Source organism: Nocardia sp. CC227C (assembly GCF_030767025.1).
GTDB lineage: Bacteria > Actinomycetota > Actinomycetes > Mycobacteriales > Mycobacteriaceae > Nocardia.
In genome coordinates this window covers 64,961-86,383 of sequence record NZ_JASITE010000024.1, presented here as the reverse complement: position 1 = coordinate 86,383, position 21,423 = coordinate 64,961, and the positions used below count along the sequence as shown (strand labels likewise).

The 21,423-nt window shown below is 70.5% G+C and carries 18 protein-coding genes and 1 pseudogene; 13 read left to right on the top strand and 6 right to left on the bottom strand.

What is annotated here, in order from left to right; genetic code table 11:
* Positions 1 to 2: 2 nt before the first annotated feature.
* Positions 3 to 1,904 carry an ABC transporter ATP-binding protein/permease gene (locus QMO76_RS32460; protein ID WP_306365180.1) on the bottom strand — a complete coding sequence of 634 codons (1,902 nt, stop codon included), beginning with the start codon at positions 1,902 to 1,904 and terminating at the stop codon, positions 3 to 5.
* 68 nt (positions 1,905 to 1,972) lie between these two features.
* On the opposite strand from QMO76_RS32460, the gene pta reads away from it, so the two are divergent.
* Complete coding sequence (pta, locus tag QMO76_RS32455) at positions 1,973 to 4,048, top strand: phosphate acetyltransferase (RefSeq protein WP_306365179.1); 2,076 nt, start codon at positions 1,973 to 1,975, stop codon at positions 4,046 to 4,048.
* A 2-nt stretch (positions 4,049 to 4,050) separates the two neighbouring features.
* Positions 4,051 to 5,247 (top strand): acetate kinase, encoded by a 1,197-nt coding sequence (locus tag QMO76_RS32450; protein WP_306365178.1) that lies wholly within the window; start codon positions 4,051 to 4,053, stop codon positions 5,245 to 5,247.
* A 253-nt stretch (positions 5,248 to 5,500) separates the two neighbouring features.
* Here QMO76_RS32450 and QMO76_RS32445 read toward each other — a convergent pair whose 3' ends face one another.
* From QMO76_RS32445 to QMO76_RS32435, 3 genes are read right to left on the bottom strand one after another with little or no spacing between them, the layout of a single operon-like run.
* Complete coding sequence (locus QMO76_RS32445) at positions 5,501 to 8,176, bottom strand: tetratricopeptide repeat protein (RefSeq protein ID WP_306365177.1); 2,676 nt, start codon at positions 8,174 to 8,176, stop codon at positions 5,501 to 5,503.
* Between the two features lie 3 nt (positions 8,177 to 8,179).
* Complete coding sequence (locus QMO76_RS32440; protein WP_306365176.1) at positions 8,180 to 9,142, bottom strand: glutamate ABC transporter substrate-binding protein; 963 nt, start codon at positions 9,140 to 9,142, stop codon at positions 8,180 to 8,182.
* The gene (locus QMO76_RS32435; protein ID WP_306365175.1) at positions 9,139 to 10,467 is read right to left on the bottom strand and encodes a hypothetical protein; all 1,329 of its coding nucleotides are present in this window, start codon (positions 10,465 to 10,467) and stop codon (positions 9,139 to 9,141) included. The genes QMO76_RS32440 and QMO76_RS32435 overlap by 4 nt, the downstream gene beginning before the upstream one ends.
* A gap of 142 nt (positions 10,468 to 10,609) precedes the next feature.
* Between QMO76_RS32435 and QMO76_RS32430 the strand changes: the two genes are divergently transcribed.
* The 4 genes and pseudogenes from QMO76_RS32430 to QMO76_RS32420 all read left to right on the top strand — a co-directional run bounded on the left by QMO76_RS32430 (position 10,610) and on the right by QMO76_RS32420 (position 12,595).
* Positions 10,610 to 11,296: an NUDIX domain-containing protein gene (locus tag QMO76_RS32430; RefSeq protein ID WP_306365174.1), complete on the top strand. Its 687-nt coding sequence runs from the start codon at positions 10,610 to 10,612 to the stop codon at positions 11,294 to 11,296.
* Positions 11,238 to 11,411: pseudogene (locus tag QMO76_RS35475) on the top strand (hypothetical protein); the annotation flags it as partial. The gene QMO76_RS32430 and the pseudogene QMO76_RS35475, both read left to right, overlap by 59 nt.
* 145 nt (positions 11,412 to 11,556) lie before the next feature.
* Positions 11,557 to 12,105 carry a molybdopterin dinucleotide binding domain-containing protein gene (locus QMO76_RS32425; RefSeq protein ID WP_306365173.1) on the top strand — a complete coding sequence of 183 codons (549 nt, stop codon included), beginning with the start codon at positions 11,557 to 11,559 and terminating at the stop codon, positions 12,103 to 12,105.
* A gap of 58 nt (positions 12,106 to 12,163) precedes the next feature.
* On the top strand, positions 12,164 to 12,595 hold the full coding sequence (locus QMO76_RS32420) for an SRPBCC family protein (protein WP_306365172.1): 432 nt from the start codon (positions 12,164 to 12,166) through the stop codon (positions 12,593 to 12,595).
* Positions 12,596 to 12,599: 4 nt separating this feature from the next.
* Here the strand turns inward: QMO76_RS32420 and thiE are convergent, their stop codons facing one another.
* A complete protein-coding gene (gene thiE, locus QMO76_RS32415) occupies positions 12,600 to 13,304 on the bottom strand; it encodes a thiamine phosphate synthase (protein WP_306365171.1) in 705 nt (234 codons plus the stop codon).
* Positions 13,305 to 13,621: 317 nt separating this feature from the next.
* Here thiE and QMO76_RS32410 point away from each other — a divergent pair, with 317 nt between their 5' ends.
* The 6 genes from QMO76_RS32410 (at position 13,622) to QMO76_RS32385 (ending at position 19,324) form a co-directional block, all read left to right on the top strand.
* Positions 13,622 to 14,794: an FAD-dependent oxidoreductase gene (locus QMO76_RS32410; RefSeq protein ID WP_306365170.1), complete on the top strand. Its 1,173-nt coding sequence runs from the start codon at positions 13,622 to 13,624 to the stop codon at positions 14,792 to 14,794.
* The gene (gene thiS / locus QMO76_RS32405; RefSeq protein WP_306365169.1) at positions 14,791 to 15,003 is read left to right on the top strand and encodes a sulfur carrier protein ThiS; all 213 of its coding nucleotides are present in this window, start codon (positions 14,791 to 14,793) and stop codon (positions 15,001 to 15,003) included. The genes QMO76_RS32410 and thiS overlap by 4 nt, the downstream gene beginning before the upstream one ends.
* The gene (locus tag QMO76_RS32400; RefSeq protein WP_306365168.1) at positions 14,996 to 15,760 is read left to right on the top strand and encodes a thiazole synthase; all 765 of its coding nucleotides are present in this window, start codon (positions 14,996 to 14,998) and stop codon (positions 15,758 to 15,760) included. Before thiS ends, QMO76_RS32400 begins: the two co-directional genes overlap by 8 nt.
* Positions 15,761 to 16,119: 359 nt before the next feature.
* Positions 16,120 to 17,073 carry an ABC transporter ATP-binding protein gene (locus QMO76_RS32395; RefSeq protein WP_306365167.1) on the top strand — a complete coding sequence of 318 codons (954 nt, stop codon included), beginning with the start codon at positions 16,120 to 16,122 and terminating at the stop codon, positions 17,071 to 17,073.
* A complete protein-coding gene (locus QMO76_RS32390) occupies positions 17,073 to 17,828 on the top strand; it encodes an ABC transporter permease (RefSeq protein ID WP_306365166.1) in 756 nt (251 codons plus the stop codon). Before QMO76_RS32395 ends, QMO76_RS32390 begins: the two co-directional genes overlap by 1 nt.
* A 698-nt stretch (positions 17,829 to 18,526) precedes the next feature.
* Positions 18,527 to 19,324 carry an adenylate/guanylate cyclase domain-containing protein gene (locus tag QMO76_RS32385; protein ID WP_306365192.1) on the top strand — a complete coding sequence of 266 codons (798 nt, stop codon included), beginning with the start codon at positions 18,527 to 18,529 and terminating at the stop codon, positions 19,322 to 19,324.
* A gap of 54 nt (positions 19,325 to 19,378) precedes the next feature.
* Here QMO76_RS32385 and QMO76_RS32380 read toward each other — a convergent pair whose 3' ends face one another.
* Positions 19,379 to 19,522 (bottom strand): hypothetical protein, encoded by a 144-nt coding sequence (locus QMO76_RS32380; protein WP_306365165.1) that lies wholly within the window; start codon positions 19,520 to 19,522, stop codon positions 19,379 to 19,381.
* A 184-nt stretch (positions 19,523 to 19,706) separates the two neighbouring features.
* Here QMO76_RS32380 and QMO76_RS32375 point away from each other — a divergent pair, with 184 nt between their 5' ends.
* A complete protein-coding gene (locus QMO76_RS32375) occupies positions 19,707 to 21,422 on the top strand; it encodes an acyclic terpene utilization AtuA family protein (protein WP_306365164.1) in 1,716 nt (571 codons plus the stop codon).
* Position 21,423: the final 1 nt, after the last annotated feature.

Sequence of the window (21,423 nt, the reverse complement as noted above, 5' to 3'; positions counted from 1 at the left end):
CTTCACACCCGCACGGCTTCGATCGGCGACAGCTGCCACGCACCACCCCCGGTCAACTCCAGCCGGTGGGTGTGATGCCGGTCCACCGTGCTGCGGTGCGCCACGCTGACCAGCACGGTATCCGGCGTCTCGGTGCGCACCAGGTGGTAGAGCGTGTACTCGAGCCCCTCGTCGACGGCCGACGTCGCCTCGTCCAGGAACGCCACCTCGGGCCGCAGCAACAGGATTCGCGCGAACGCCACCCGCTGTTGTTCACCGGGTGAGAGGGTGGACGCCCAATCGGTCTCCTCGTCCAGGCGGTCGGTGAGGTGGCCGAGGTTCACGGTGATCAGCGTCGCCCGCAGCGTCTCGTCGTCCACTAGATCGGGGGCCGCCGGATAGGTGATGGCGGTGCGCAGATCGCCCAACGGCAGATACGGCCGCTGTGACAGGAACAGCGCGGCATCGCCCAGCGGACGGCTCACCTGCCCCTCGGTATACGGCCAGAGCTGGCCGATACTGCGCAGCAGCGTCGTCTTGCCCACCCCGGAACCGCCCTTCACCACCAGCGCGTCACCGGGCTCGAGCCGCAGGTTCAGATCGGTGATCAGCGGCGTCCCATCGGGTTTGCGCACCTGCACGGCGGTGAGTTCGAGCCCGGCCGCCACCTCGCGGGTGCCGACCACCGGCAGCGCCCGCGCCTTCCGGTCCGCCTCGCGCAGCCCGTCCAGGCGGATCAGCGTGGCCCGGTAGTAGGTGAACGCCGCATACGAGGACTGCGGCATCGACAGCGCGTCCTGCACCTGCCCGAAAGCGCTGGTGGCCTGTTGGAGATCGCCCAGGGTGGCGGTGCCCGCCAGCACCCGCGGCCCCACCAGCAGCACCGTGAACACGCCGCCGACCTGCTTGGTGGTCAGATTCCAGCCGAAGAACCGCAGCAGCCGGTACACCCGCGCCCACATATTGGCGATCACCGCCGCGAACCGGCGGTCCAGACCGCCCCGTTCCTCGCGTTCGCCGTTGTAGAAGGCGACGTTCTCGGCGTTCTCCCGCAGCCGCACCAGCGCGAAACGGTAGTCGGCCGTGCGGCGTTGGAACCAGAAGTTGAGTTTGATCAGCGGATGGGCGATCCAGAAGGCCACCGCCGTCGCGAAGGCCACCCACGCGAACGCCGCGAAGACCAGCGCCCTGGGCACGGTGACGCCGAAGACGTCCAGCGGGCCGGAGATGCGCCACAGAATGGGCGTGAACGACACCAGTGACAGCCCGGCCCCGATCACGCCGTTGCCGCTGATGCTGTACGGCCCGACATTGCCGCCGAAGCACAGCGCGTACGACCCCTCCACGAAGTCGTACACATCCTGCTGAATGCGCTGATCGGCATTGTCGACGGTCTCGTCGATGAACCGGCCGCGGTAATACGCCTTGCCGTCCAGCCAGTCGTCCAGAAAGCGGGTGTTCAGCCAGGTCCACCAGTGGATGTGGAAGGCCTGCTGCAACCAGTAGGACACCACGCCCATCACGACCAGGATCACCGACAGCACCCCGAAGACGCCAAGGCTCTGCCAGAACAGCGCGGCCGCCCGCTCGCTCTCCGGACTGCCCGCGCCGTCCACCAGCGCCTGCACGCCGAGCTGCAACGCGGTGAACGAGTCGTTGTAGAAGTAGGTGAACAGCACCGTCATGCGCACGCTGTAGACGGCCAGCAGCAGGACCACGGCGAACAGCGCCCAGGCGGGCCAGCTCTCCCGACCGGTGAAGTAGCCGCCGGTGATGCGCCAGAACATGCGCCCCCAGTCGGTGCACCGCACGATGGCGGTCGCGCCGAGCAGGAAGATCAGTGCGGTGATGGTGAAGGCTTTGGCGATCCAGAAGAGGCTGTGGAAAGTCTCGTGTCCCCAATCGAGACCGGAGGCGCCGATCATGGGCGCGAGCCTAACCGCTACGGTCCGGCGAACGGCGGCGTGAAACGCTGGCCGCTAAGCTCGTGATCATGGCCGCTTCCGCCCCGTCCACCGTGTACATCGCAGCCCCAGAGGGCGATACCGGAAAGTCGACCATCGCGCTCGGCGTGCTGCAGATGCTGGCCGCCACCACCCCGCGGGTCGGCGTGTTCCGGCCCATCACCCGGTCGGCCACCGAACGCGACTACATCCTCGAACTGCTGCTCGAGCACTCCACCGCCGACGACGACTACGACTCCTCCATCGGCGTCACCTACGAGCAGGTGCACGCCGACCCGGACGCCGCCATCAGCGAGATCGTCATGCGCTTCCACGAGATGGCCCGGCACTGCGACGCCGTGCTCATTCTGGGCAGCGATTACACCGATGTGGCCAGCCCCAGTGAGCTGCGCTTCAATGCCCGCATCGCGGTGAACCTGGGCGCGCCGGTGCTGCTGGTGGTGCGGGGCGCGGGTCGCACCTCCGCCGAACTGGGCCAGGTGGTGGAGCTGTGCGACGGGGAGCTGAAGGCCGAGCACGCGCGGCTGGTGGCGGTCATCGCCAACCGCTGCGACCCCGAGCAGCTCGAGGCCGACGCCGCCGCGCTGAAGGTGTGCGATGTGCCGTCCTGGGCGCTGCCGGAGGTGCCGTTGCTCACCGCGCCGACGGTGGAGGAGCTGTGCGGGGCCATCGACGGTGAGATCTACAGCGGCGACCCGGAACTCATGCAGCGCGAGGCGCTGCGGGTGATCGTCGGCAGTATGACCACCGAGCACATCCTGGAACGGCTCGAGGACGGCATCGCCGTCATCACGCCCGGCGACCGCTCCGACGTGCTACTCGCCCTGGTGAACGCCCATGAGGCGGCGGGCTTTCCGTCGCTGGCGGGCATCATCATGAACGGCGGCATGCTGCCCGAGCCGACCATCGCGCGCCTGATCGCGGGCATGAAACCGAAGCTGCCCATCATCAGCACGCAGCTGGGCACCTTCGAGACGGCCAAGGCGGTCTCGCTGACCCGCGGCCGGGTGTCGTTGTCGAGCATCCGCAAGGTGGACACCGCGCTGGCGCTCATGGAGGAGCGGGTCGACGGCGCGGAACTGTTGCGGCAGATCGAGGTTCGCACGCCGGGGGTGATCACCCCGCAGATGTTCGAATACCGGCTCATCGAGCGGGCGCGCGCCGACCGCAAGCGCATCGTGCTGCCCGAGGGCGACGACGACCGCATCCTGCGCGCCGCCGGTCGCGTACTCCAGCGCAAGATCGCCGATCTCACCATTCTGGGCGACGAGACCGCCGTGCGCGGGCGCGCCGCCGAACTGGGCGTGGACATCGATGCCGCCGAGGTGCTCGATCCGCGCACCTGCCCGCTGCGTGAGGAATTCGCCGAGGAGTACGCGCGGCTGCGCGCCCACAAGGGCATGACGGTGGAGCGGGCGCGCGAATTCATGACCGACATCTCGTATTTCGGCACCATGATGGTGCAGATGGGGGTCGCCGACGGCATGGTGTCGGGCGCGGCGCACACCACCGCGCACACCATCCGCCCGTCCTTCGAGATCATCAAGACCGAGCCGGGCGTGTCCACCGTGTCGAGCGTGTTCCTCATGTGCCTGGCGGATCGGGTGCTGGTGTACGGCGACTGCGCCGTGGTGCCGGATCCGACGTCCGAACAGCTGGCCGATATCGCCGTATCCTCGGCCCGCACCGCCACCCAGTTCGGCATCGACCCGCGCATCGCCATGCTGTCGTACTCGACCGGCGAATCCGGTTCCGGCGCGGATGTGGACAAGGTGCGCGCCGCCACCAAGCTGGTGCAGGAGCGCACGCCGGAACTGCTGGTGGAGGGGCCGATCCAGTACGACGCCGCCATCGAGCCGACGGTGGCGAGCACCAAGCTGCCGAATTCCGAGGTGGCCGGGCGGGCCACGGTCTTCATCTTCCCGGACCTCAATACGGGCAACAACACCTACAAGGCGGTGCAGCGCAGCGCGGGCGCGGTGGCCATCGGCCCGGTGTTGCAGGGGCTGCGCAAGCCGGTCAACGACCTGTCGCGCGGCGCGCTGGTCGCCGACATCGTGAATACGGTGGCCATCACCGCCATCCAGGCCCAGCGGGAGGCGTAGTCGTGAAGGTGCTGGTGATCAACTCTGGGTCCTCCTCGATCAAATACCAGCTGCTGGAACCGGATACGGCCACCGTGGTGGCCTCCGGCGTGGTGCAGCGCATCGGGGAGCAGGTGGGCGATGGCGCGCCCACCATCGAACACAGCTGTGACGGCAGGACATTCGAGCACGACGGACCCATCGCCGATCACGCCGCGGGGCTGCGGCTGGTCTTCGAGCTGTTCACCGAGAGCGGCCACGATCTCGCCGCCGAGGAGCTGGGCGCGGTCGGGCACCGGGTGGTGCACGGCGGTGAGGTGTTCTACGAACCCACCCTCGTCACCGACGAGGTGGTGCGGGCCATCGCCGACCTGTCCACGCTCGCGCCGCTGCACAATCCGGCCAATGTCACCGGCATCGAGAGCGCGCGGGCGCTGCTGCCGGACGTGCCGCAGGTGGCGGTCTTCGACACCGCCTTCTTCCATCAGCTGCCCGCCGCCGCCAAGACCTACGCCATCGACGCCAAAACCGCTGCCGCGCACGGTATCCGCAAGTACGGGTTCCACGGCACCTCGCACGACTACGTCTCGCACCGGGTGGCGGAGGTGCTGGGGCGCGACTACGCCGAGATCAATCAGATCGTGCTGCACCTGGGCAACGGTGCGTCGGCGTCGGCGGTGCGCGGTGGGCACGCGGTGGACACCACCATGGGCCTGACGCCGCTGGAGGGCCTGGTCATGGGCACCCGCTCCGGGGATCTGGATCCGGGCATCATCTTCCATCTGATCAGGGCCGCCGGGATGGACGTGGGTGAGGTCGACGACCTGCTCAACCGCGATTCCGGGCTCAAGGGCCTGTCCGGGGTGAACGACTTCCGCGAACTCGGCCGCCTCATCGACGCGGGCGACGCCGCCGCGAAGCTGGCCTACGACGTGTACGTCCACCGGCTGCGGCGCTATATCGGCGCGTACCTGGTGGAACTGGGCCGGGTGGACGCCATCGCCTTCACCGCCGGGGTGGGTGAGAACGACGCCGGGGTGCGGGCCGACGCGCTCGCGGGGCTGGCCGGTTTCGGCATCGAGGTCGACCCGGAGCGCAATGCGGTTCGCGACCGCTCCGCCCGCCGCATCTCCCCGGACGGCGCACCGGTGGCGGTGCTGGTGGTGCCGACCAATGAGGAGCTTGCCATCGCCCGCGCCAGCGCCGCACTGGTCGGCTGAAACCTGCTTCACCAGTTCTGAACTGGGTCTTAACGAAACTCTCAGCATTCGATCGGCATAGTGGTCACCGAGCCGGAACACAGCTGTCCGGCCGCGCCAGAGCCCGTGTCGTGCAAGCACAACCGCGGTCGGGCCGGAGCCATCCCTCGCCGGTTCCGCCCACATTCGATCGGCTGCCCCCGATCGGAGCCGCCCGCGACACGGGCTCTGTTGGTGCCCGGAGTTGATGCCCCGAGTTGATGCCCGGACGGGATCAGATCCAGGATTTCGCGCGGATCGCGTTCGCCAGATCCACCAGCGCGTAACGGTGGGTGCGCCCGGGTGCGGAACGGGCCAGGGCGCGCAGATCCGCTTCGATGCCGCGGCGCAGCTCGCGTTCGGTGAACGGGGCGCGGAAGATCTCGGCGTCCGGCGACTTCGGTGTGCGGCCCGCCTGGAGCCAGCCCAGGGCGGTGCCGAGCACCAGCACCCGCAGCTGGCCGGTGCGGCTCTCGCCCGGCGGCAGCGCCTGGACGCGGGCGGCCGCGATATGCAGTGTGGTCTCGTCCAACTCGTCGACGGGGGCGGAGGTCAGCAGCATGAGGATGGCGGTCATGCGGGCGTCGGCGTAGTAGCGGGAAGCCGGGGGCACCTGGTCCAGGGCGCCGACGGCGGCGGCGATGTCACCGGCGGCGGCGAGCTGGCGGGCCAGGCCGAAGGCGGCGGCCACCACGCCCCGGTCGGTGCGCCAGACGGTGGCGTAGTACCGCTCCGCGAATTCGCGCCACTGCTCGGGATCATCGGAATCCCAGTGCTGCAGAATCAGTTCCGCGGTGGCGGCCAGGGCCAGCTTGGGCGCGATCTCGCCCGGCAGCGCTTGGAGCACCGCGTCGAAGCGCCCGAAGGCGCGCTCGTAGTCCAGGTCCAGCAGTTCAGCGACGCCGAGATACCAGTCGACGCGCCAGTCCGAGGCGGGCGGCGCCGCGGTGTCGCCGAGCCGGTCCAGCAGCAGGCGGGCGGCGGCCGGTTCGCCGAGATCCAGGTGCGCCCGCGCTTCGGCCAGGGTCACCTCCAGTTCGAAACTGGCCGGCGCCCCGCCGGGTTCGGCTCCGGCGCGCTGGCGGGCGTGGCGCAGTTCGTCGAGGGCGTGCCGGGGCTCGGGGTGCGCCGCACCCGCCAGCAGCGGCGCGGAGGGGTCGGCCGGATCGATCAACGGCACCTGCAATGCCGCCGCCACATCCCGGGCGCGCAGCAGGGTGTCGCGTTCCAGACCGTCCACCAGCCCGTCGGTCTGCGCCACGTATTCCGCCGTGCCGAAACAGGTCCGGGGCGGGCTGAACAGGGTGGACAGCTGCGGATGCTCGGTGCCGGTCTCGACGGCCAGGATCTCGCGAAGCACCCCGGTGAGCTGATTGGCGAAGACGCGTGCGGTGGGGAAGCGGCGCGCGGGATCGGGGTCGGTGGCGCGCAGCAGCAGCCGGTGGAAGAACTCGTGGCGGGCCAGCACCGGCTGCTCGTCCGGGCTCGGGACGCCGTCGCAGTACGCGCCCTGCTGCATGGGCACGTTCAGGGTGAGCACCGCGAGCGTGCGGCCCACCGTGTAGATGTCCGAGGCCACCGTTGGGCCGGTGCGGGCAATCTCCGGAGCCTGGAAACCCCTGGTGCCGTACAGGTTTCCGTAGGACTCGAACGCGGCGACCGCGCCCAGGTCGATGAGTTCCACCCGGTCCTCGGTCACCATGATGTTGTCGGGCTTGAGGTCGTTGTACGCCAGGCCGAGCGAATGCAGGTAGTCCAGGGCCGGAAGCACCTCCAGCACATAGGCGATGGCCTCGGTGACCGGCATGCGCTCCGGGGCGGGGTGCGCGTCGAGCATATTGCGCAGCGAGCGCCCGCCGACGTACTCCATCACGATGTAGCCGACCGGATTGCCGTCCCGCCCCGGATGTTCCACGAAGTTGTGGATCTTGACGATGCTCGGGTGCACCACCTCGGCCAGGAACTGCCGCTCCGCCATCGCCACCGCCTGCGCCTCGGTGTCACCGGCGTGCAACAGGCCCTTGAGCACCACCCAGCGGTCGCTGACATTGCGGTCGATGGCGAGGTAGATCCAGCCCAGCCCGCCGTGGGCGAGGCAGCCCTGGATCTCGTACTGGCCCGCCACCCGGTCGCCGGGGTGCAGTCCGGGCCGGAAATCGTAAGGCGCACCGCAGGTCTCGCAGGTGCCCTCGGTGGTGGACGGCCTGGTCGGGGTGGCCCGGCCCACGGGTTTGCCGCAGCGCCAGCAGAAGCGGCGGCCCTCCGCGACCACCGGATCCTGCATGACCACCGCGGCCGGATCCACCGGTTCCACGGTCGGAATGGTCACCAGCCCGGCCCCGAGCCGCCGCACGGTGGGCCGGGGCCGGGTCATCCGGCCGCTGCGCTGCGAGGGCCGCGTCGGCACCCGGGGTTCGGTGTGGGATCGGTCGTGGGTGGCGTCGGCGGTCTCGACACCGTCCCAGCCTTCCGGCGTCCGGCCGACCGCCACGGTGCCGGGCGACGCCGCGGGATCGCCACCGGGCGTCGGCCGTGGCGTGAGTTCGGTGCCCTCACCGGCCTCGTCCGCGCGGTTCCCACGCCGCACGAATTCGGTGTCACCGTCTGGTTCGCCGGAGGGTGCTCGGCGGGCGGTGTATTCGGTATCGCCGCCGTGTTCCTCGGAAGGTGTCCGGCGGGCGGTGTATTCGGTATCGCCGCCGTGTTCCTCGGAGGGGGCTCGGCGGGCGGCGAGTTCGGTATTGCCGCCCGGTTCGCCGGAAGGCGTGCGCCGGGCGGCTGGTTCGGTGCCGTCGCCGGGTTCGTCGGATCGGCGTGGGCGGGCGGTGTATTCGGTCGCACCCGCCTCGGCGTCGCCGGAGCGCTCCGGTGCGCCGTCGCTGCCCCGCTGGCGTTCGGACGGTTCGCTCATGGCTCAGTCCCGGTATCTCGGCGGCGGGGGGACGGCGGCGGTGCCGAGTTGCGGGGCCAGCCAGCGCTGGTAGAGGCGGTCCCAGGTGCCGTCGCCGCGAATGCGTTCCAGGGTGCCGTTGACGAAGCGCACCAGATCGTCGCGATCCTTCGGAATGCCGATGCCGTACTGCTCGGTACTGAGGTCCTCCCCGGTCACGACCGTGAGCGGATCCTGCACCGCCAGCCCGGCCAGAATGGTGTCGTCGGTGCTGATGGCGTCCACCTGCCGCTGCTGGAGTACCACCAGGCAGTCGGCCCAACTCGGCACGGTGAGAATGGACGCGGCGGGCTGCTGGCGGCGAATCCGGTCCAGCGAAGTGGTGCCGCCCACCACGCACACCCGCCGCCCCGCCAGATCGGCCAGCCCGCCGATGCCGGAGTCGCGCACGGTCAGCACCCGCTGGTGCGCCTGTAGATACGAGGTCGAGAACGACACCCGCTCTCGCCGTTCACAGGTGATGGTCATGGTCTTCACCACCACGTCCACGGTGTGCTCGGTCAGCGCCTGCTCGCGGTCGGCCGAGCCCAGGATGCGGTACTCGATCTTCTCCGGATCGCCCAGCAGATCCCGGGCGATCTCCCGGGCGATGCCCACGTCGAAGCCGGACAGGGTGCCGGTGGCGGGATCGCGGAAGCTGAACAGATTGCTGCCCGGATCGAGTCCGACGAGCAGGCGTCCGCGGGCGCGGATGGCGTCCACGGCGGGGCCGCCGCGCCCGTCCGGGCGCAGGCTGGCGGTCGGGTCGGGGCAGCTGACCTGCTCCGGCGGCGGTGACGAATGCGGCTGGGCGGCAACGGCTCCCGACGGCAACGGCGGATCGGTGAAGCTGGGTACGCGGGTTGGCGGCGGCGCTGCGCTGTCCTCGCCGTGGCATCCGGCGGCCACCAGCGCCGCGAGGACGAGCAGGAGCAGTCGGCGTCTCATCGGTACTCCCGTAGTCGAGGCCACAGGCCGACCGCCACCAGCACGGCCGCCGCGGTGGCCAGCACGAGCGCGCCCGGGGCCAGCAGATCGAGCACCCGGGCGGCGTGTGCGGTGTCCTGGCGCAATGCGTTCCGGGTGGCGGCGATGCCGTCGGCCAGCGCCCGGTCCAGCGCCGCCACCTGCGCGCCCGCCTCATCGGCTCCCGGCCCGATGGCCACCGCCCCCGCGCCGATGAAGTCGCCGCGCCCCAGCGCCTCGTTCATCCGCTGATGTGCCGCGCGCCAGCGGTCCAGCGCGCCGACGGCATGGGTGATCTCGGCGGCGGCGGGCGCGTGCGACGGATAGCCGGTGAGTAGCTCGTGCAGCCGGTTCATGGCCGCGTCGTAGGTGCGGTCGTAGTCGCTGCCGGCGTCGCGGCGCACCAGTTTGAGGGTTTCGGCGGTGCGGGCCTGCTGCGCCAGGATGCGGCTCTCGGTGAGCGTCGCGGTCGGCCCGGAGCCGTTGTCGCGGGCATCGGTGGTCGCGACCGCGGAGATGCCGCCCGCCACCACCGTCCAGGCCAGCAGGATCACCATGGTGCAGGTGGCCAGCAGCAGCCCGGGATTGAGGACCCGGTTCCAATGCCGGGCCAGGAACAGCTGCGCCGCGATGAGCGCCGCCACCGCCAGCAGCGGCAGTGCGATGGCCGGCCACGGCGGGCGCACATGGGTGCGCTGGATCTCGCTGATGGCGGCCGCGCGGTTCTCCTGCAACCGCTGGGCCATGGGCAGCAGCGTGGCCTGCATGAGATGCGACGCCTCGCTGAGGTAGGCGGGCCCCACCGGCTGACCGGCACGGTTGTTGGCCCGCGCGGTCTCGATGAGCCCCGTGTACACGGGCAGCCCGCTCGCGATGCCGGTGCGCAGTTGCGTGTCGTCGGCGCTGGAGTAGTTGGAGTGGGTCACCAGTTCCGCGGCCGCCTCCCCGATGGCCCGGTTGTACTGTTCGCGCACCGGCTTCGGTTCCAGCCCGCCGGAAATGAAGGCGGTCCCGGCCGAGGCGTCGGCCACCGACAGCGCGGTGTAGAGCCGCTGCGCCGAATTCGCATCCGGTTCGGCCTGGTCGAGCAGGGCGTCGAGGGCCTGCTGCCGGTCGTTCACGCTGGTCGCGGTGACCGCGCCCGCCGCCACGCACAAACCCAGCAGCAGCAATCCGATGGCGATCAGCTTGGCGGGGGAGGAGCGGGCGAAGGCACGCAGCTCGGTGGTGTCGAGCCGTTCCCGCACCAGGGCGGCCGCCGCGCGCGGCGACAGCTCGTCGAGCCGCTGCTGCTCGATGCGAGCCATGCTCACCTCCCACTGGCCGGAAACGATCGCTCGACCGCTATCGGTCGATTGAGCATATTGTGGTCCTACCGGTGCCGCGGCGCGGCGAACACCCTTCCGTGGGTCGCCGCCCGTGGCGTGGAGCAGGTGGAGGATGTGACGAATGCGTGGTGACGGCGACGGCTGGGCGGACAGCCCCGACGGCACCCGCCAATGGGGCCGATTCGGTGCTGCCGGACTGTTGCTGCGCGCCCCGCTGGCGGGCGGAGGTGCGGCGGTGCTGCTCCAGCACCGCGCGGCCTGGAGCCATCAGGGCGGCACCTGGGCGCTGCCCGGCGGTGCTCGCGACAGTCACGAGACCACCGTGCACGCCGCCGTCCGGGAGGCCGAGGAGGAGGCGGGCATCCGGGCCGCGTCCATTCGGGTGCGCGGCTGCCGGGTCACCGCGACCGCACCCGGCGGCTGGACCTACACCACGGTCGTCGCCGATGCCGCCGAACCCCTGCGGACCCGCGGGAACGCCGAGAGTACGGCACTGGCCTGGGTCCCCGAGGACGAGGTGATGGCGCGCCCGCTGCACCCCGGTTTCGCCGCCGCCTGGCCGACCCTGCGCGCCGCGCCGAAGCGGGTGGCCTTCACCGGGCTGAACGATGCCCCGGCGGTTGCCGCGGCGCTGCCCCGCACCCTCGATCTGGCCGATCACGGGTTCGTCTGGCTGCATACCGAGGGCGACGGCGAGCCGGCCGCTCGAATCAGTGAATCCATACCGGCGGCCTCGAATCTGGCCGGAAATGTGTTGTTGCTCACGCTGGCGCAGGTGTTGTCTCGAGAGGGTGAGCAGCACCCGTGAGATTGCCACCTTCTGCCGGATCTGCGAACCGCTCCGCGGGCTGATCGCCACCGTCGAGGACGGGCGGCTGGTCCGGCTGCGCGCCGACGAGCGGCATCCGCTCTCCCGCGGCTTCGCCTGTCCCAAGGACATCGCGTTCAGCGCGATCCAGAACGATCCGGATCGCGTGCTGTATCCGTTGCGGCGCACCGCGTCCGGGGATTTCGAGCGGGTGTCGTGGGATACCGCGCTCGACGCGCCGGGGCGGTGTGAGCCTGAGCATGCTGCGCCGACATCCGCACGGGGTGGTGCTTGCCGACCACATCGACACCGGGGTGCTGGGGGAAATGGTGCGACACAAGGGCGGTCGGGTGCGGCTGGCTCCCGCGCCGATCATCGCCGAGCTGCGGGAACTCACGACACCCGCCGCCGATCCCGACTACCCGCTGCGGGTCATCGGCATGCGCGAGCTGAAATCCCACAACTCGTGGATGCACAATGTGGAAGCGCTCATGCGCGGGGATCGCGAGCATGCCGCCCGGATCAATCCCAAAGACGCTGCCGCGGCGGGGATCTCCGACGGTGAGCGGTGCCGGGTCAGCTCCGCGCACGGCTCCATCGAGGTGATCGCCCGGCTCAGCGAGGATATGACCGAGGGGGCGGTGGCGATTCCGCACGGGTGGGGGCATCACGGCGGCTGGCGGCGGGCCAATGCCGCGGGTGGGGCCAATGTCAACGACCTGATGTCGACCGAGGTGTCGGATGTGGAGCGGCTGGCGGGGATGTCGCACCTCAATGGCGTCCCCATTCGGCTGGAGCCGGTCGGGTAGGCGACTTCACCGCCCCCGTTCATTAGAGCTACGTCATGTAACAGATACCATCCAGTACGTGGCAAAGCTGAAGGTCTCCGTAGACGTCCCCATCGCGCCCGAGCTGGCCTGGGCCCGCGCCTCCGACCTGCCCGAACTCGACAAGTGGCTGACCCTGCACGAGGGCTGGCGCGGCACCGTGCCCGACGACCTCACCCCCGGTACCCGGCTGGTCGGCGTGGCCACCGTCAAGGGCTTCCGCAACCGCGTCACCTGGGTCGTCAAAGACGCCGAACCGCCGAACCGCCTGGTGCTCACCGGTTCGGGCATCGGCGGCACCAAATTCGGCATCCAGCTCGATGTGGCAGCGGCCGGGTCCGGCTCCAAGGTCACCGCCAATTTCGAACTCGGGGGCGCACCGCTGTTCGGTCCGATCGGATCGGTGGTCGCCAAGGCCCTACGCGGCGATATCGAACGGTCCCTGGACCGGTTCGTCGAACTCTACGGCTGAGTGCTCAGCGGGCGGCGTTGTCGAGCAGCCGCTGCTTCAGGGCGCGCGCGGCCGCTTCCGGATCGTCGGCCCGGGTGATGGCGCGGACGACGACCACACGGGTCGCACCGGCCTCGAGCACCTCCGGCAGCCGCTGATCGTCGATGCCGCCGATGGCGAACCACGGCCGCGTCGGATGGGCCTCGGCGGTGGAGCGGATCAGATCCAGGCCGGAGGCGGTGCGGCCGGGCTTGGTGGGGGTGTCCCAGACCGGGCCGGTGCAGAAGTAGTCGATGTGCTCGTCGATGGCGGCGAGTCCGGCCTGGGCGCGATTGTGCGTGGAGCGGCCGATCACCACATCCGGGCCGAGAATATGACGGGCGTACCAGGGCGGCAGATCGTGCTGTCCCAGATGCAGCACATCCGCCCCCGCCGCGAAGGCCACGTCGGCGCGGTCGTTCACCGCCACCAGCGCCCCGTGCCGCCGCGCGGCCGCCTTCAGCTCGGCCAGCGCGCCCAGCTCGGCCTTGGCCTCCAGGGTGCCGAACTGCTTCTCCCCGGCCGACCCCTTGTCCCGCAGCTGAATGATGTCTACGCCCCCGGCCAGCGCCGCCTCGGCGAACGCCGCCAGATCCCCGGTATCCCGGCGCGCGTCGGTGCACAGGTACAGGCGCGCACTCGCCAGGCGCTCCCGGGGAGGCAGGGGCCGGTTCGGATGGGAGGGTTGCACCCGTTCGACGGTAGTCGCACGCCCGAGGGCTGCCAATTCGACAATTCCGGCCGTGCCGCCGCCGGGCACGATGCGGGCGTTGGGGCCCGCGTGCGGATGGGGGTGTGCCGGATGTGCGGGTGGGCGGCGTGTGCCGGTCCGCCGCCGGTGCCGGACGGCTGGTGGGCGCGGGGTTCGTGCGGGGGTGGGTGGGTCTCGCGCTACCGTGGGTGGTCGAGAAATGAGGCGGCGCGAGTCGCGGGTGACCGTGACGGAATTCCGGACCCGGACCGCGCCGAGTAGGTGGCCCCGATGCGGGGCCGAGTGAGGTGGATCTGGTGCGGACCCTGGCCGTCGTCGGTGGCGGCGTGATCGGGCTGTCGGTGGCGTGGCGGGCGGCCGAATCCGGCTGGCGGGTCACGCTGTACGACCCCGCCGTCGGCTCGGGCGCCTCCTGGGTCGCGGGCGGCATGCTCGCCCCGCTCTCCGAGGGCTGGCCCGGCGAGGCCGCCCCGCTCGAATTCGGAGCCGCTTCCCTGGCCCGCTGGCCCGATTTCGCGGCCCGCCTGCATTCCGTCACCGGCACGGAGGTCTTCACCGCCGCCGAAACCCTGACCGTGGCCCTCGACGCCGCCGACGCCGCGGACCTGCGGACCATCGCCGACTGGGTGAACGCGAAACTCGCGGGGCTCGCCGAGAGCGGCCCGGCCGCGGCAGCCGATCAGCGCGCGGACTCCGACGCGACGGCAGCGGGTGCGAATCCGAGTGCGGGTCGCGCACTGCGCCTGCTCGACCGAGCGGGTGTGCGGGCGGCGGAACCCGGATTGGATCGTCGGGTGCGGGCGGGCCTGCTCTCGCCCGCCGAACCCGCGGTGGACAACCGCGCGCTCGTGACCGCCCTGCGGGAAGCGTGTGCCGTCGCCGGGGTCGAGATGCGGGCCGAGGAGGTGACGGCGCTGCGGGAGCTGCCGCAGGACCGCATCGTGCTCGCGACCGGAGCGTCCGCGCGGCTGTGGCCGGACCTGCCGGTGCGTCCGGTGAAGGGCGAGATCCTGCGCCTGCGCCGCCGCCCCAGCGCCCCGCCGCCGCCGACGCGTGTGGTGCGCGCCCGCGTGCACGGCCGCCCCATCTACCTGGTGCCGCGTCCGGACGGCATCGTGCTCGGCGCGACACAGTACGAGGCCGGATTCGACACCGTGGTCACGGTCGGGGGCGTCCGCGACCTGATCATCGACGCCGAGGCGGTCTTCCCGGGGGTGGGCGAGTACGAATTCGCCGAGGCCACAGCGGGTTCCCGCCCCGGCACCCCGGACAATCTGCCGCTGATCGGCTACCTGGACGAGCGGGTGATCGCCGCACTCGGCCACGGCCGCAATGGAATTCTGGGCGTCCCGGTCACCGCGGATGCCGTGCTGGCCTTGCTCGCCGACACCGAGCTGCCCGCGGCGCGCGCCGCCTCACCCACACGTTTCCGGGTGCCCGAGCCCCACTTCGCTGGAGGTAAGCAATGACCGCGATTCCCATCGGTGTCACCGTGAACGGTTCCGATCACACCTTCCCGGAACCGATTTCGCTGCGCGCCCTGCTGGAGACGTTGAATCTGCCCTGCCAGGGTGTGGCCGTCGCGGTGGACGGCGCGCTGTTCCCCAAGTCCCGCTGGGACGAGCCGGTCGGCCGCGGCTGGGAGATCGAGGTCCTGACGGCGGTGCAGGGTGGCTAGCCCGGTCGCGCCGCTGGAGATCGCGGGCCGCACCTTCGGCTCGCGGCTGATCATGGGCACCGGCGGTGCCGAGAACCTCACCGTGCTGGAGGAGGCGCTGCTGGCCTCGGGCACCGAACTCACCACGGTGGCCATGCGCCGCGTCGACGCCGCGGGCGGCACCGGCGTGCTCGACCTGCTCGAGCGCCTCGAGATCGCCCCGCTGCCCAATACGGCGGGCTGCCGCACCGCCGCCGAGGCGGTGCTCACCGCCCAGCTCGCCCGCGAGGCCCTCGAAACCGACTGGGTGAAGCTGGAAGTCATCGCCGACGAACGCACCCTGCTCCCCGACGCCATCGAACTGGTCACCGCCGCCGAGCAATTGGTCGACGCCGGTTTCACCGTCCTGCCCTACACCACCGACGACCCGGTGCTGGCCCGCCGTCTCGAGGACGCCGGCTGCGCCGCCGTCATGCCGCTCGGTTCCCCCATCGGCACCGGCCTGGGCATCTCCAACCCGCACAACATCGAGATGATCGTCGCCGCCGCGGGCGTCCCCGTCATCCTCGACGCGGGCATCGGCACCGCCAGCGACGCCGCCCTGGCCATGGAACTAGGCTGCTCCGCCGTCCTGCTGGCCACCGCCGTCACCCGAGCCCACCACCCCGCCCGCATGGCCACCGCCATGAAATACGCCGTCGAAGCCGGTTGGCTCGCCCGAGAAGCAGGCCGCATCCCCAAACGCTTCTGGGCCCAGGCCTCCTCCCCGACCCGCTGAGCCACACCACCCGTGGTTCGTGCCCCTTGCGGTGCGTGCCTCAGGTGCCGCCAGCAGCTCGCGCGGGCACACTGGGCGAATGAGCTTCGAGGGTCGGTCGCGCGCGCTGATGTCGCTGCGGGGCCTGGCGGTGGGGGACTACGAAGTCCGCGCCGTGATCGAGGCGATGATTACGAGGCCGGTAGGGCACACCGTTGCGCGCTTGGCCACTTGACCCGCTCCGGCCACAACCAGACGGGAGCGTTCGGGCTGGTAGTGCTTTCGCGCCGAGCTCAGGGTCCCCCTCATCCGGCAGGATGATCGGACGCGCGACCTCCGGTCGATAGTGCTGGCTCGAATCTTCGGGAAGACTGGACGCCATGATCGAACTGAGGGGCCTGACGAAACACTACGGGCAGACCGTCGCGGTGTCGGACCTGTCTTTCTCGGTCCGGCCGGGGCAGGTGACCGGCTTTCTGGGCCCGAACGGGGCCGGGAAGTCGACGACCATGCGGATGATCCTGGGGCTGGACACGCCGACCTCCGGTACCGCCCTGATCGACGGGAAGCGGTATCGCGACCTGAAGCGGCCGCTGACCGAGGTCGGTGCGCTGCTGGATGCCAAGTGGGTGCATCCGAACCGGTCGGCCCGGTCGCATCTGCGCTGGATGGCCGCGTCCAATGGCATTCCCGCCTCCCGGGTGGAGGAGGTGTTGCGGCTGGTCGGCCTGTCCGAGGTGGCGGACAAGAACGCGGGCGGCTTCTCGCTCGGCATGTCGCAGCGGCTCGGACTGGCGGGTGCGCTGCTCGGCGATCCCAAGGTGCTGCTGTTCGACGAGCCGGTGAACGGCCTGGACCCGGAGGGCATCCTCTGGATCCGCCGCTTCATGCAGCGGCTCGCGAAGACGGAGGGCCGCACCGTGCTGGTGTCGAGCCACCTGCTGTCGGAGATGGCGCAGACCGCCGACCATCTGGTGGTCATCGGCCGCGGCCGCCTCATCGCCGACACCACCACCAAGGAGTTCATCGAGCGCGCCTCGGAATCGTCGGTGCGGGTGCGCAGCCCGCAGCTGGATCAGCTGCGCAGCCTGCTCACCTCCAATGGCATGACCATCCGCGAGGACGGCGCCGACCCGGCCAGCCCGGCGCTGGTGGTCGCCAACGCGACCAGCGACGCGGTCGGAAAGCTGGCCGGAGCCAACGACATCACGCTCTACGAGCTGGCCCCGCAGCGGGCGTCGCTGGAGGAGGCGTTCATGCAGATGACCGGCAACGCGGTGGAGTACCACGGCGCGAACGCCGGATTCGACGAGGTCATGGGAGGTGCGCTCTGATGGGAGTGCTTGCGGCGGAACGGATCAAACTCACCTCGACAAGGTCGCCCTGGTGGTGTTCGGCGGTCGTGGTCGCACTGGGACTCGGTCTGGCGGCGCTCATCGCGGTGATCGCCCGCACGGCGCAGGACTCGGCCGACGCGGTGCCGATGGATGTGGCCGTCGCGGTGGGCGGGGTCAGCGGCTTCGGCGTCATGGTGCTCATGATCATGGCCACCCTCTCGGTGACCAGTGAGTATCGATTCGGCATCATTCGCAACACATTCCTGGCCACCCCGCAGCGCAGCACCGTGATCGTCGTGAAGACCGCGCTGCTCGCCGTGTACGGCGCGCTGTTGACCGCGGTGCTCTGCGTGGGCGCGCTGCTGATCTCCCGGGCCATCTACGGGACGTCGCCGGCCATGGACCTGTCCACCGGCGCGCAGTGGCGGGCGCTGCTGGGTGTCCCGGTGTACGCCCTGCTCAGCATTGTGCTGGCGATCGGTGTGGGCGTACTGGTGCGGCAGTCCGCGGCGGCCATCTCGATCATCGTGCTGTGGCCGCTGATCCTGGAACCGCTGCTGAGCGCGTTCGGCAGCTTCGGCCGCAATGTGGGCCCGCTGCTGCCCTTCTCCAACGGGCAGCGCTTCTTCTCGCTGACCGAGTCCAACGCGAACTGGCACTGGGGCCCGTGGGGAAGCCTGGTGTATTTCGCAGCATTTGTCACAATTGTGTTCGGGGCTGCTTTGGTCACGCTGAACAAGCGCGACGCCTAGCCCGCCCCGCAGAGACCCTGCCCGGGACCGTCGGCCACTGCCCGGCCGACGGATACATCGGCCCGACGCGAACTCCGCGTCGGGCCGATGCTGTGTTGGATTGCCCTCCGCTTCGCTGCGGGCGGGGTTCGCGGCGCTGGAGGTCTCGGTTCTTCCCTCCTCCGCTCCTCCGCTTCGCTCCCCCGCTCCGTCAGTCCAGAACCGAGACGCGCCGCGAACCAGGGGGCTGTGCTGCGTGGGTGGTTGGGGTTGTGCGGTGGGGTTGTGGGGGTGGGATGGCGGGTATGAAAACGGTCTGTGAACAGTCTCGCTTCCACCCGGAAAGGGCTGGTTCTCGTCCTGACCGCCCGGTAGCATCGCAACAGCAACCACGCCATTCGCACCATCGGGCGGGCCCGACGAAGTGGCCGCTCGCACCGATAGGGAGGTGACCGGTGGCAGCCATCCAGCCATGGGTGACAGATGTCGACTCATCCACCACGGAGCCGATGCTGGGCTACGCTCGGGACGTGAGCGAACGACCCTCCGGCGGCAGTGAATCCGCGCCCGGCGCGGACCGTGCGGACGGCAAGGGTAAGGGTCGCCCCCGGTCCTCGGAGGGCCTCGGGGAGCCGTCGCGCGTCCGGAGGCCGCGTATCGACCCCGACGTCGTGATTCCCTTGACCCCCACCGACGGTGCGGAACCGGACCGACGGCCCATGGCCCGGCTCTCCGGCCAACTCTCGGCACTCGTCTCCGCGGCCAATCAGCGGGGAGATCTCATCGGTGTGATTCGCAAGGCGCGCGAGAATCTGCCCGGTGACCCGGCTTTCGGTGATCCGCTGTCGGTCTCCGGACCGGGCGGGGTGCGCGCGGTGGCACGCGCCGCGGACAAGCTGGTCGGCGATTCGCCCAGCGCCGCACGCGAACTCGGCCTCGGCGCGCTCCAGGTCTGGCAGGCCGTGCTGGAGCGAATGGGCAAGGGGCGCGGCACCGCGGAGATCACCATCATGTTCACCGACCTGGTGGCCTTCTCCAGTTGGTCGCTCTCGGCCGGTGACGAGCAGACCCTGGAACTGCTGCGCCGCGTCGCCAAGGCCATCGAGCCGCCGATCGGCGAGCGCGGCGGCCACGTGGTCAAACGCATGGGTGACGGCGTCATGGCCGTGTTCCCGTCTCCGGACCGGGCGGTCCGCGCCGCGGTGGCGGCCAAACGGAACCTGGCCCGCGTCGAGGTGGACGGCTACACGCCGCAGATGCGCGTCGGCCTGCACACCGGCACCCCGCGGGAGCTGGGCGGCGACTGGCTGGGCGTGGACGTCACCATCGCGGCGCGGGTCATGGAGGCGGGCGGCAACGGCAACACCATGCTCTCGCACGCCACGCTGGCGGCCCTGGAGCCCGAAACCCTGGCGGAGCTGGGTTACGTGCCGAAGCCCTACCGGCGCAGCTTCTTCGCCGCGCCGCTGAGCGGCGTGCCGGAGGATCTGCGCATCTACCGGCTCGATCCCGAATAGAGCACCCGCTTCTCCACCGCCACAGCGCGCGTTCGAGCGCCGACCGGTCGGCGATCACTCCATCCAGAGAATCGCCCCGGCCACGGCCAATGCCGCGCACACGCCCAGGGCGATGGCCAGCGGCCGGGCGGTCTTCCAGGTGCTGTAGACGCCGCCGAGCAGGAATCCGGCGAGAGCGAGCAGGAGAATCGAGGCCACGCGCCCAGTGTGCCCTGCCGACCGCCCGGTTCCGCACGGACCCCCTCAGCATCCTGCTGGCAAACGCGGAGATGAATGCTGCCGATTAACAAGCGGGCGTGCTTGATTTTTTATGGATCGAATGTGACCCTGTAACGGACCGCAGCGGCGAGGCTGTGGCGATACGCGCACAGGAGGGCCCGCGATGAGTCAGCTCGCGGCCGATCCGGAGCTCATCCGCATCGGCAACTGTTCCGGTTTCTACGGCGATCGGCTCGGTGCCATGCGGGAGATGCTCGAGGGCGGTGAGCTCGACGTCCTCACCGGCGACTACCTGGCGGAGCTGACCATGCTCATTCTCGGCCGCGACCGGATGAAGGATGCGAACCTCGGCTACGCCAAGACCTTCGTCAAACAGCTGAAGGACTGTCTCGGGCTCGCGCTGGAGAAGGGCGTCAAGATCGTCGCCAATGCCGGCGGGCTCAACCCCGCCGGGCTGGCCCGGGCGATCGGCGAACTGGCCGAACAACAGGGCCTCGACGTCGCGGTCGCCCATGTGACCGGGGACGATCTGCTGCCCCGCGCCGGGGAACTCGGTCTCGGCGCGCCGTTGACCGCCAATGCCTATCTGGGCGCATGGGGCATCGCCGAATGCCTGCAGGCCGGAGCCGATGTGGTGGTGACCGGCCGGGTCACCGACGCGGCGCTGGTGGTGGGCCCGGCGGCGGCGCATTTCGGTTGGGGACGAGACGATTTCGACGCGCTCGCCGGAGCCGTGGCGGCCGGACACGTCATCGAATGCTCGACCCAGGCGACCGGCGGCAACTTCGCCTTCTTCACCGAGATCGCGGATATGGGCCGCCCCGGCTTCCCGCTGGCCGAGGTGCGCCGCGACGGCAGCAGTGTGATCACCAAACATCCCGGCACCGGCGGCGCGGTCACCGTGGATACGGTGGCGGCCCAGCTCATGTACGAGATCCAGGGCGCGCGCTACGCCGGGCCGGATGTGACCACCCGCCTGGACACCGTCGCGCTCACCCAGGAGGGGCCGGACCGCGTCCTCATCTCCGGGGTGCGCGGTGAGGCCCCGCCGCCACGGCTCAAGGTCTCCCTCAACACCATCGGCGGCTTCCGCAACGAGATGACCTTCATCCTCACCGGCCTGGACATCGAGGCCAAAGCCCAACTGGCGCAACGGCAACTGGAGTCGTGGTTGACCGTGCGCCCGACCGAGCTGGAATGGACGCTTTCGCGCCTGGACCGCCCCGACGCCGACACCGAGGAACAGGCCAGCGCCCTGCTGAAGTGCGTGGTGCGGGATCCGGACCCCGACCGCGTCGGCCGTGGCTTCTCCAGCGTCGCCGTGGAACTGGCACTGGCCAGCTATCCGGGCTTCTCGCTCACCGCACCGCCCGGAAACGGTTCGCCCTACGGCGTTTTCACCCCCGGCTATGTGGACGCGACCGAGGTGGCGCACACGGCGGTGCTGCCGGACGGATCGCAGCTGGCGATCGCGCCCGCCGCGCAGACCCTCGAGCTGGCCGAGGTGCCCGAACCCGCACTGCCGCAGCCGCTTCCGCCGGGCGATACGCGTCGCGTCCCGCTCGGCACCATCGCGCTGGCTCGCTCCGGCGACAAGGGCGGCAATGCCAATATCGGCGTCTGGGTGCGCACCGAGGAGCAGTGGCGCTGGCTGGTGCACGCGCTCACCGTCGACGAACTGCGCCTGCTGCTGCCCGAGACCGCCAAGCTGCCCGTCACCCGGCACGTGCTGCCGAATCTGCGGGCCGTGAACTTCATCGTCGAGGGTCTGCTCGGGCAGGGCGTGGCCTATCAGGCCCGCTTCGATCCGCAGGCCAAGGGGCTCGGGGAATGGCTCCGCGCCCGGCATATCGAAATCCCCATGGAGCTGCTCCCATGAC

Bases quoted from the DNA above. Each gene is read 5' to 3' on its own strand.
- QMO76_RS32460 (WP_306365180.1), bottom strand. From the start codon at position 1,904: ATGATCGGCGCCTCCGGTCTCGATTGGGGACACGAGACTTTCCACAGC.
- pta (WP_306365179.1), top strand. From the start codon at position 1,973: ATGGCCGCTTCCGCCCCGTCCACCGTGTACATCGCAGCCCCAGAGGGC.
- QMO76_RS32445 (WP_306365177.1), bottom strand. From the start codon at position 8,176: ATGAGCGAACCGTCCGAACGCCAGCGGGGCAGCGACGGCGCACCGGAG.
- QMO76_RS32440 (WP_306365176.1), bottom strand. From the start codon at position 9,142: ATGAGACGCCGACTGCTCCTGCTCGTCCTCGCGGCGCTGGTGGCCGCC.
- QMO76_RS32435 (WP_306365175.1), bottom strand. From the start codon at position 10,467: ATGGCTCGCATCGAGCAGCAGCGGCTCGACGAGCTGTCGCCGCGCGCG.
- QMO76_RS32430 (WP_306365174.1), top strand. From the start codon at position 10,610: ATGCGTGGTGACGGCGACGGCTGGGCGGACAGCCCCGACGGCACCCGC.
- QMO76_RS32425 (WP_306365173.1), top strand. From the start codon at position 11,557: ATGCTGCGCCGACATCCGCACGGGGTGGTGCTTGCCGACCACATCGAC.
- thiS (WP_306365169.1), top strand. From the start codon at position 14,791: ATGACCGCGATTCCCATCGGTGTCACCGTGAACGGTTCCGATCACACC.
- QMO76_RS32395 (WP_306365167.1), top strand. From the start codon at position 16,120: ATGATCGAACTGAGGGGCCTGACGAAACACTACGGGCAGACCGTCGCG.
- QMO76_RS32390 (WP_306365166.1), top strand. From the start codon at position 17,073: ATGGGAGTGCTTGCGGCGGAACGGATCAAACTCACCTCGACAAGGTCG.
- QMO76_RS32385 (WP_306365192.1), top strand. From the start codon at position 18,527: ATGGCCCGGCTCTCCGGCCAACTCTCGGCACTCGTCTCCGCGGCCAAT.
- QMO76_RS32375 (WP_306365164.1), top strand. From the start codon at position 19,707: ATGAGTCAGCTCGCGGCCGATCCGGAGCTCATCCGCATCGGCAACTGT.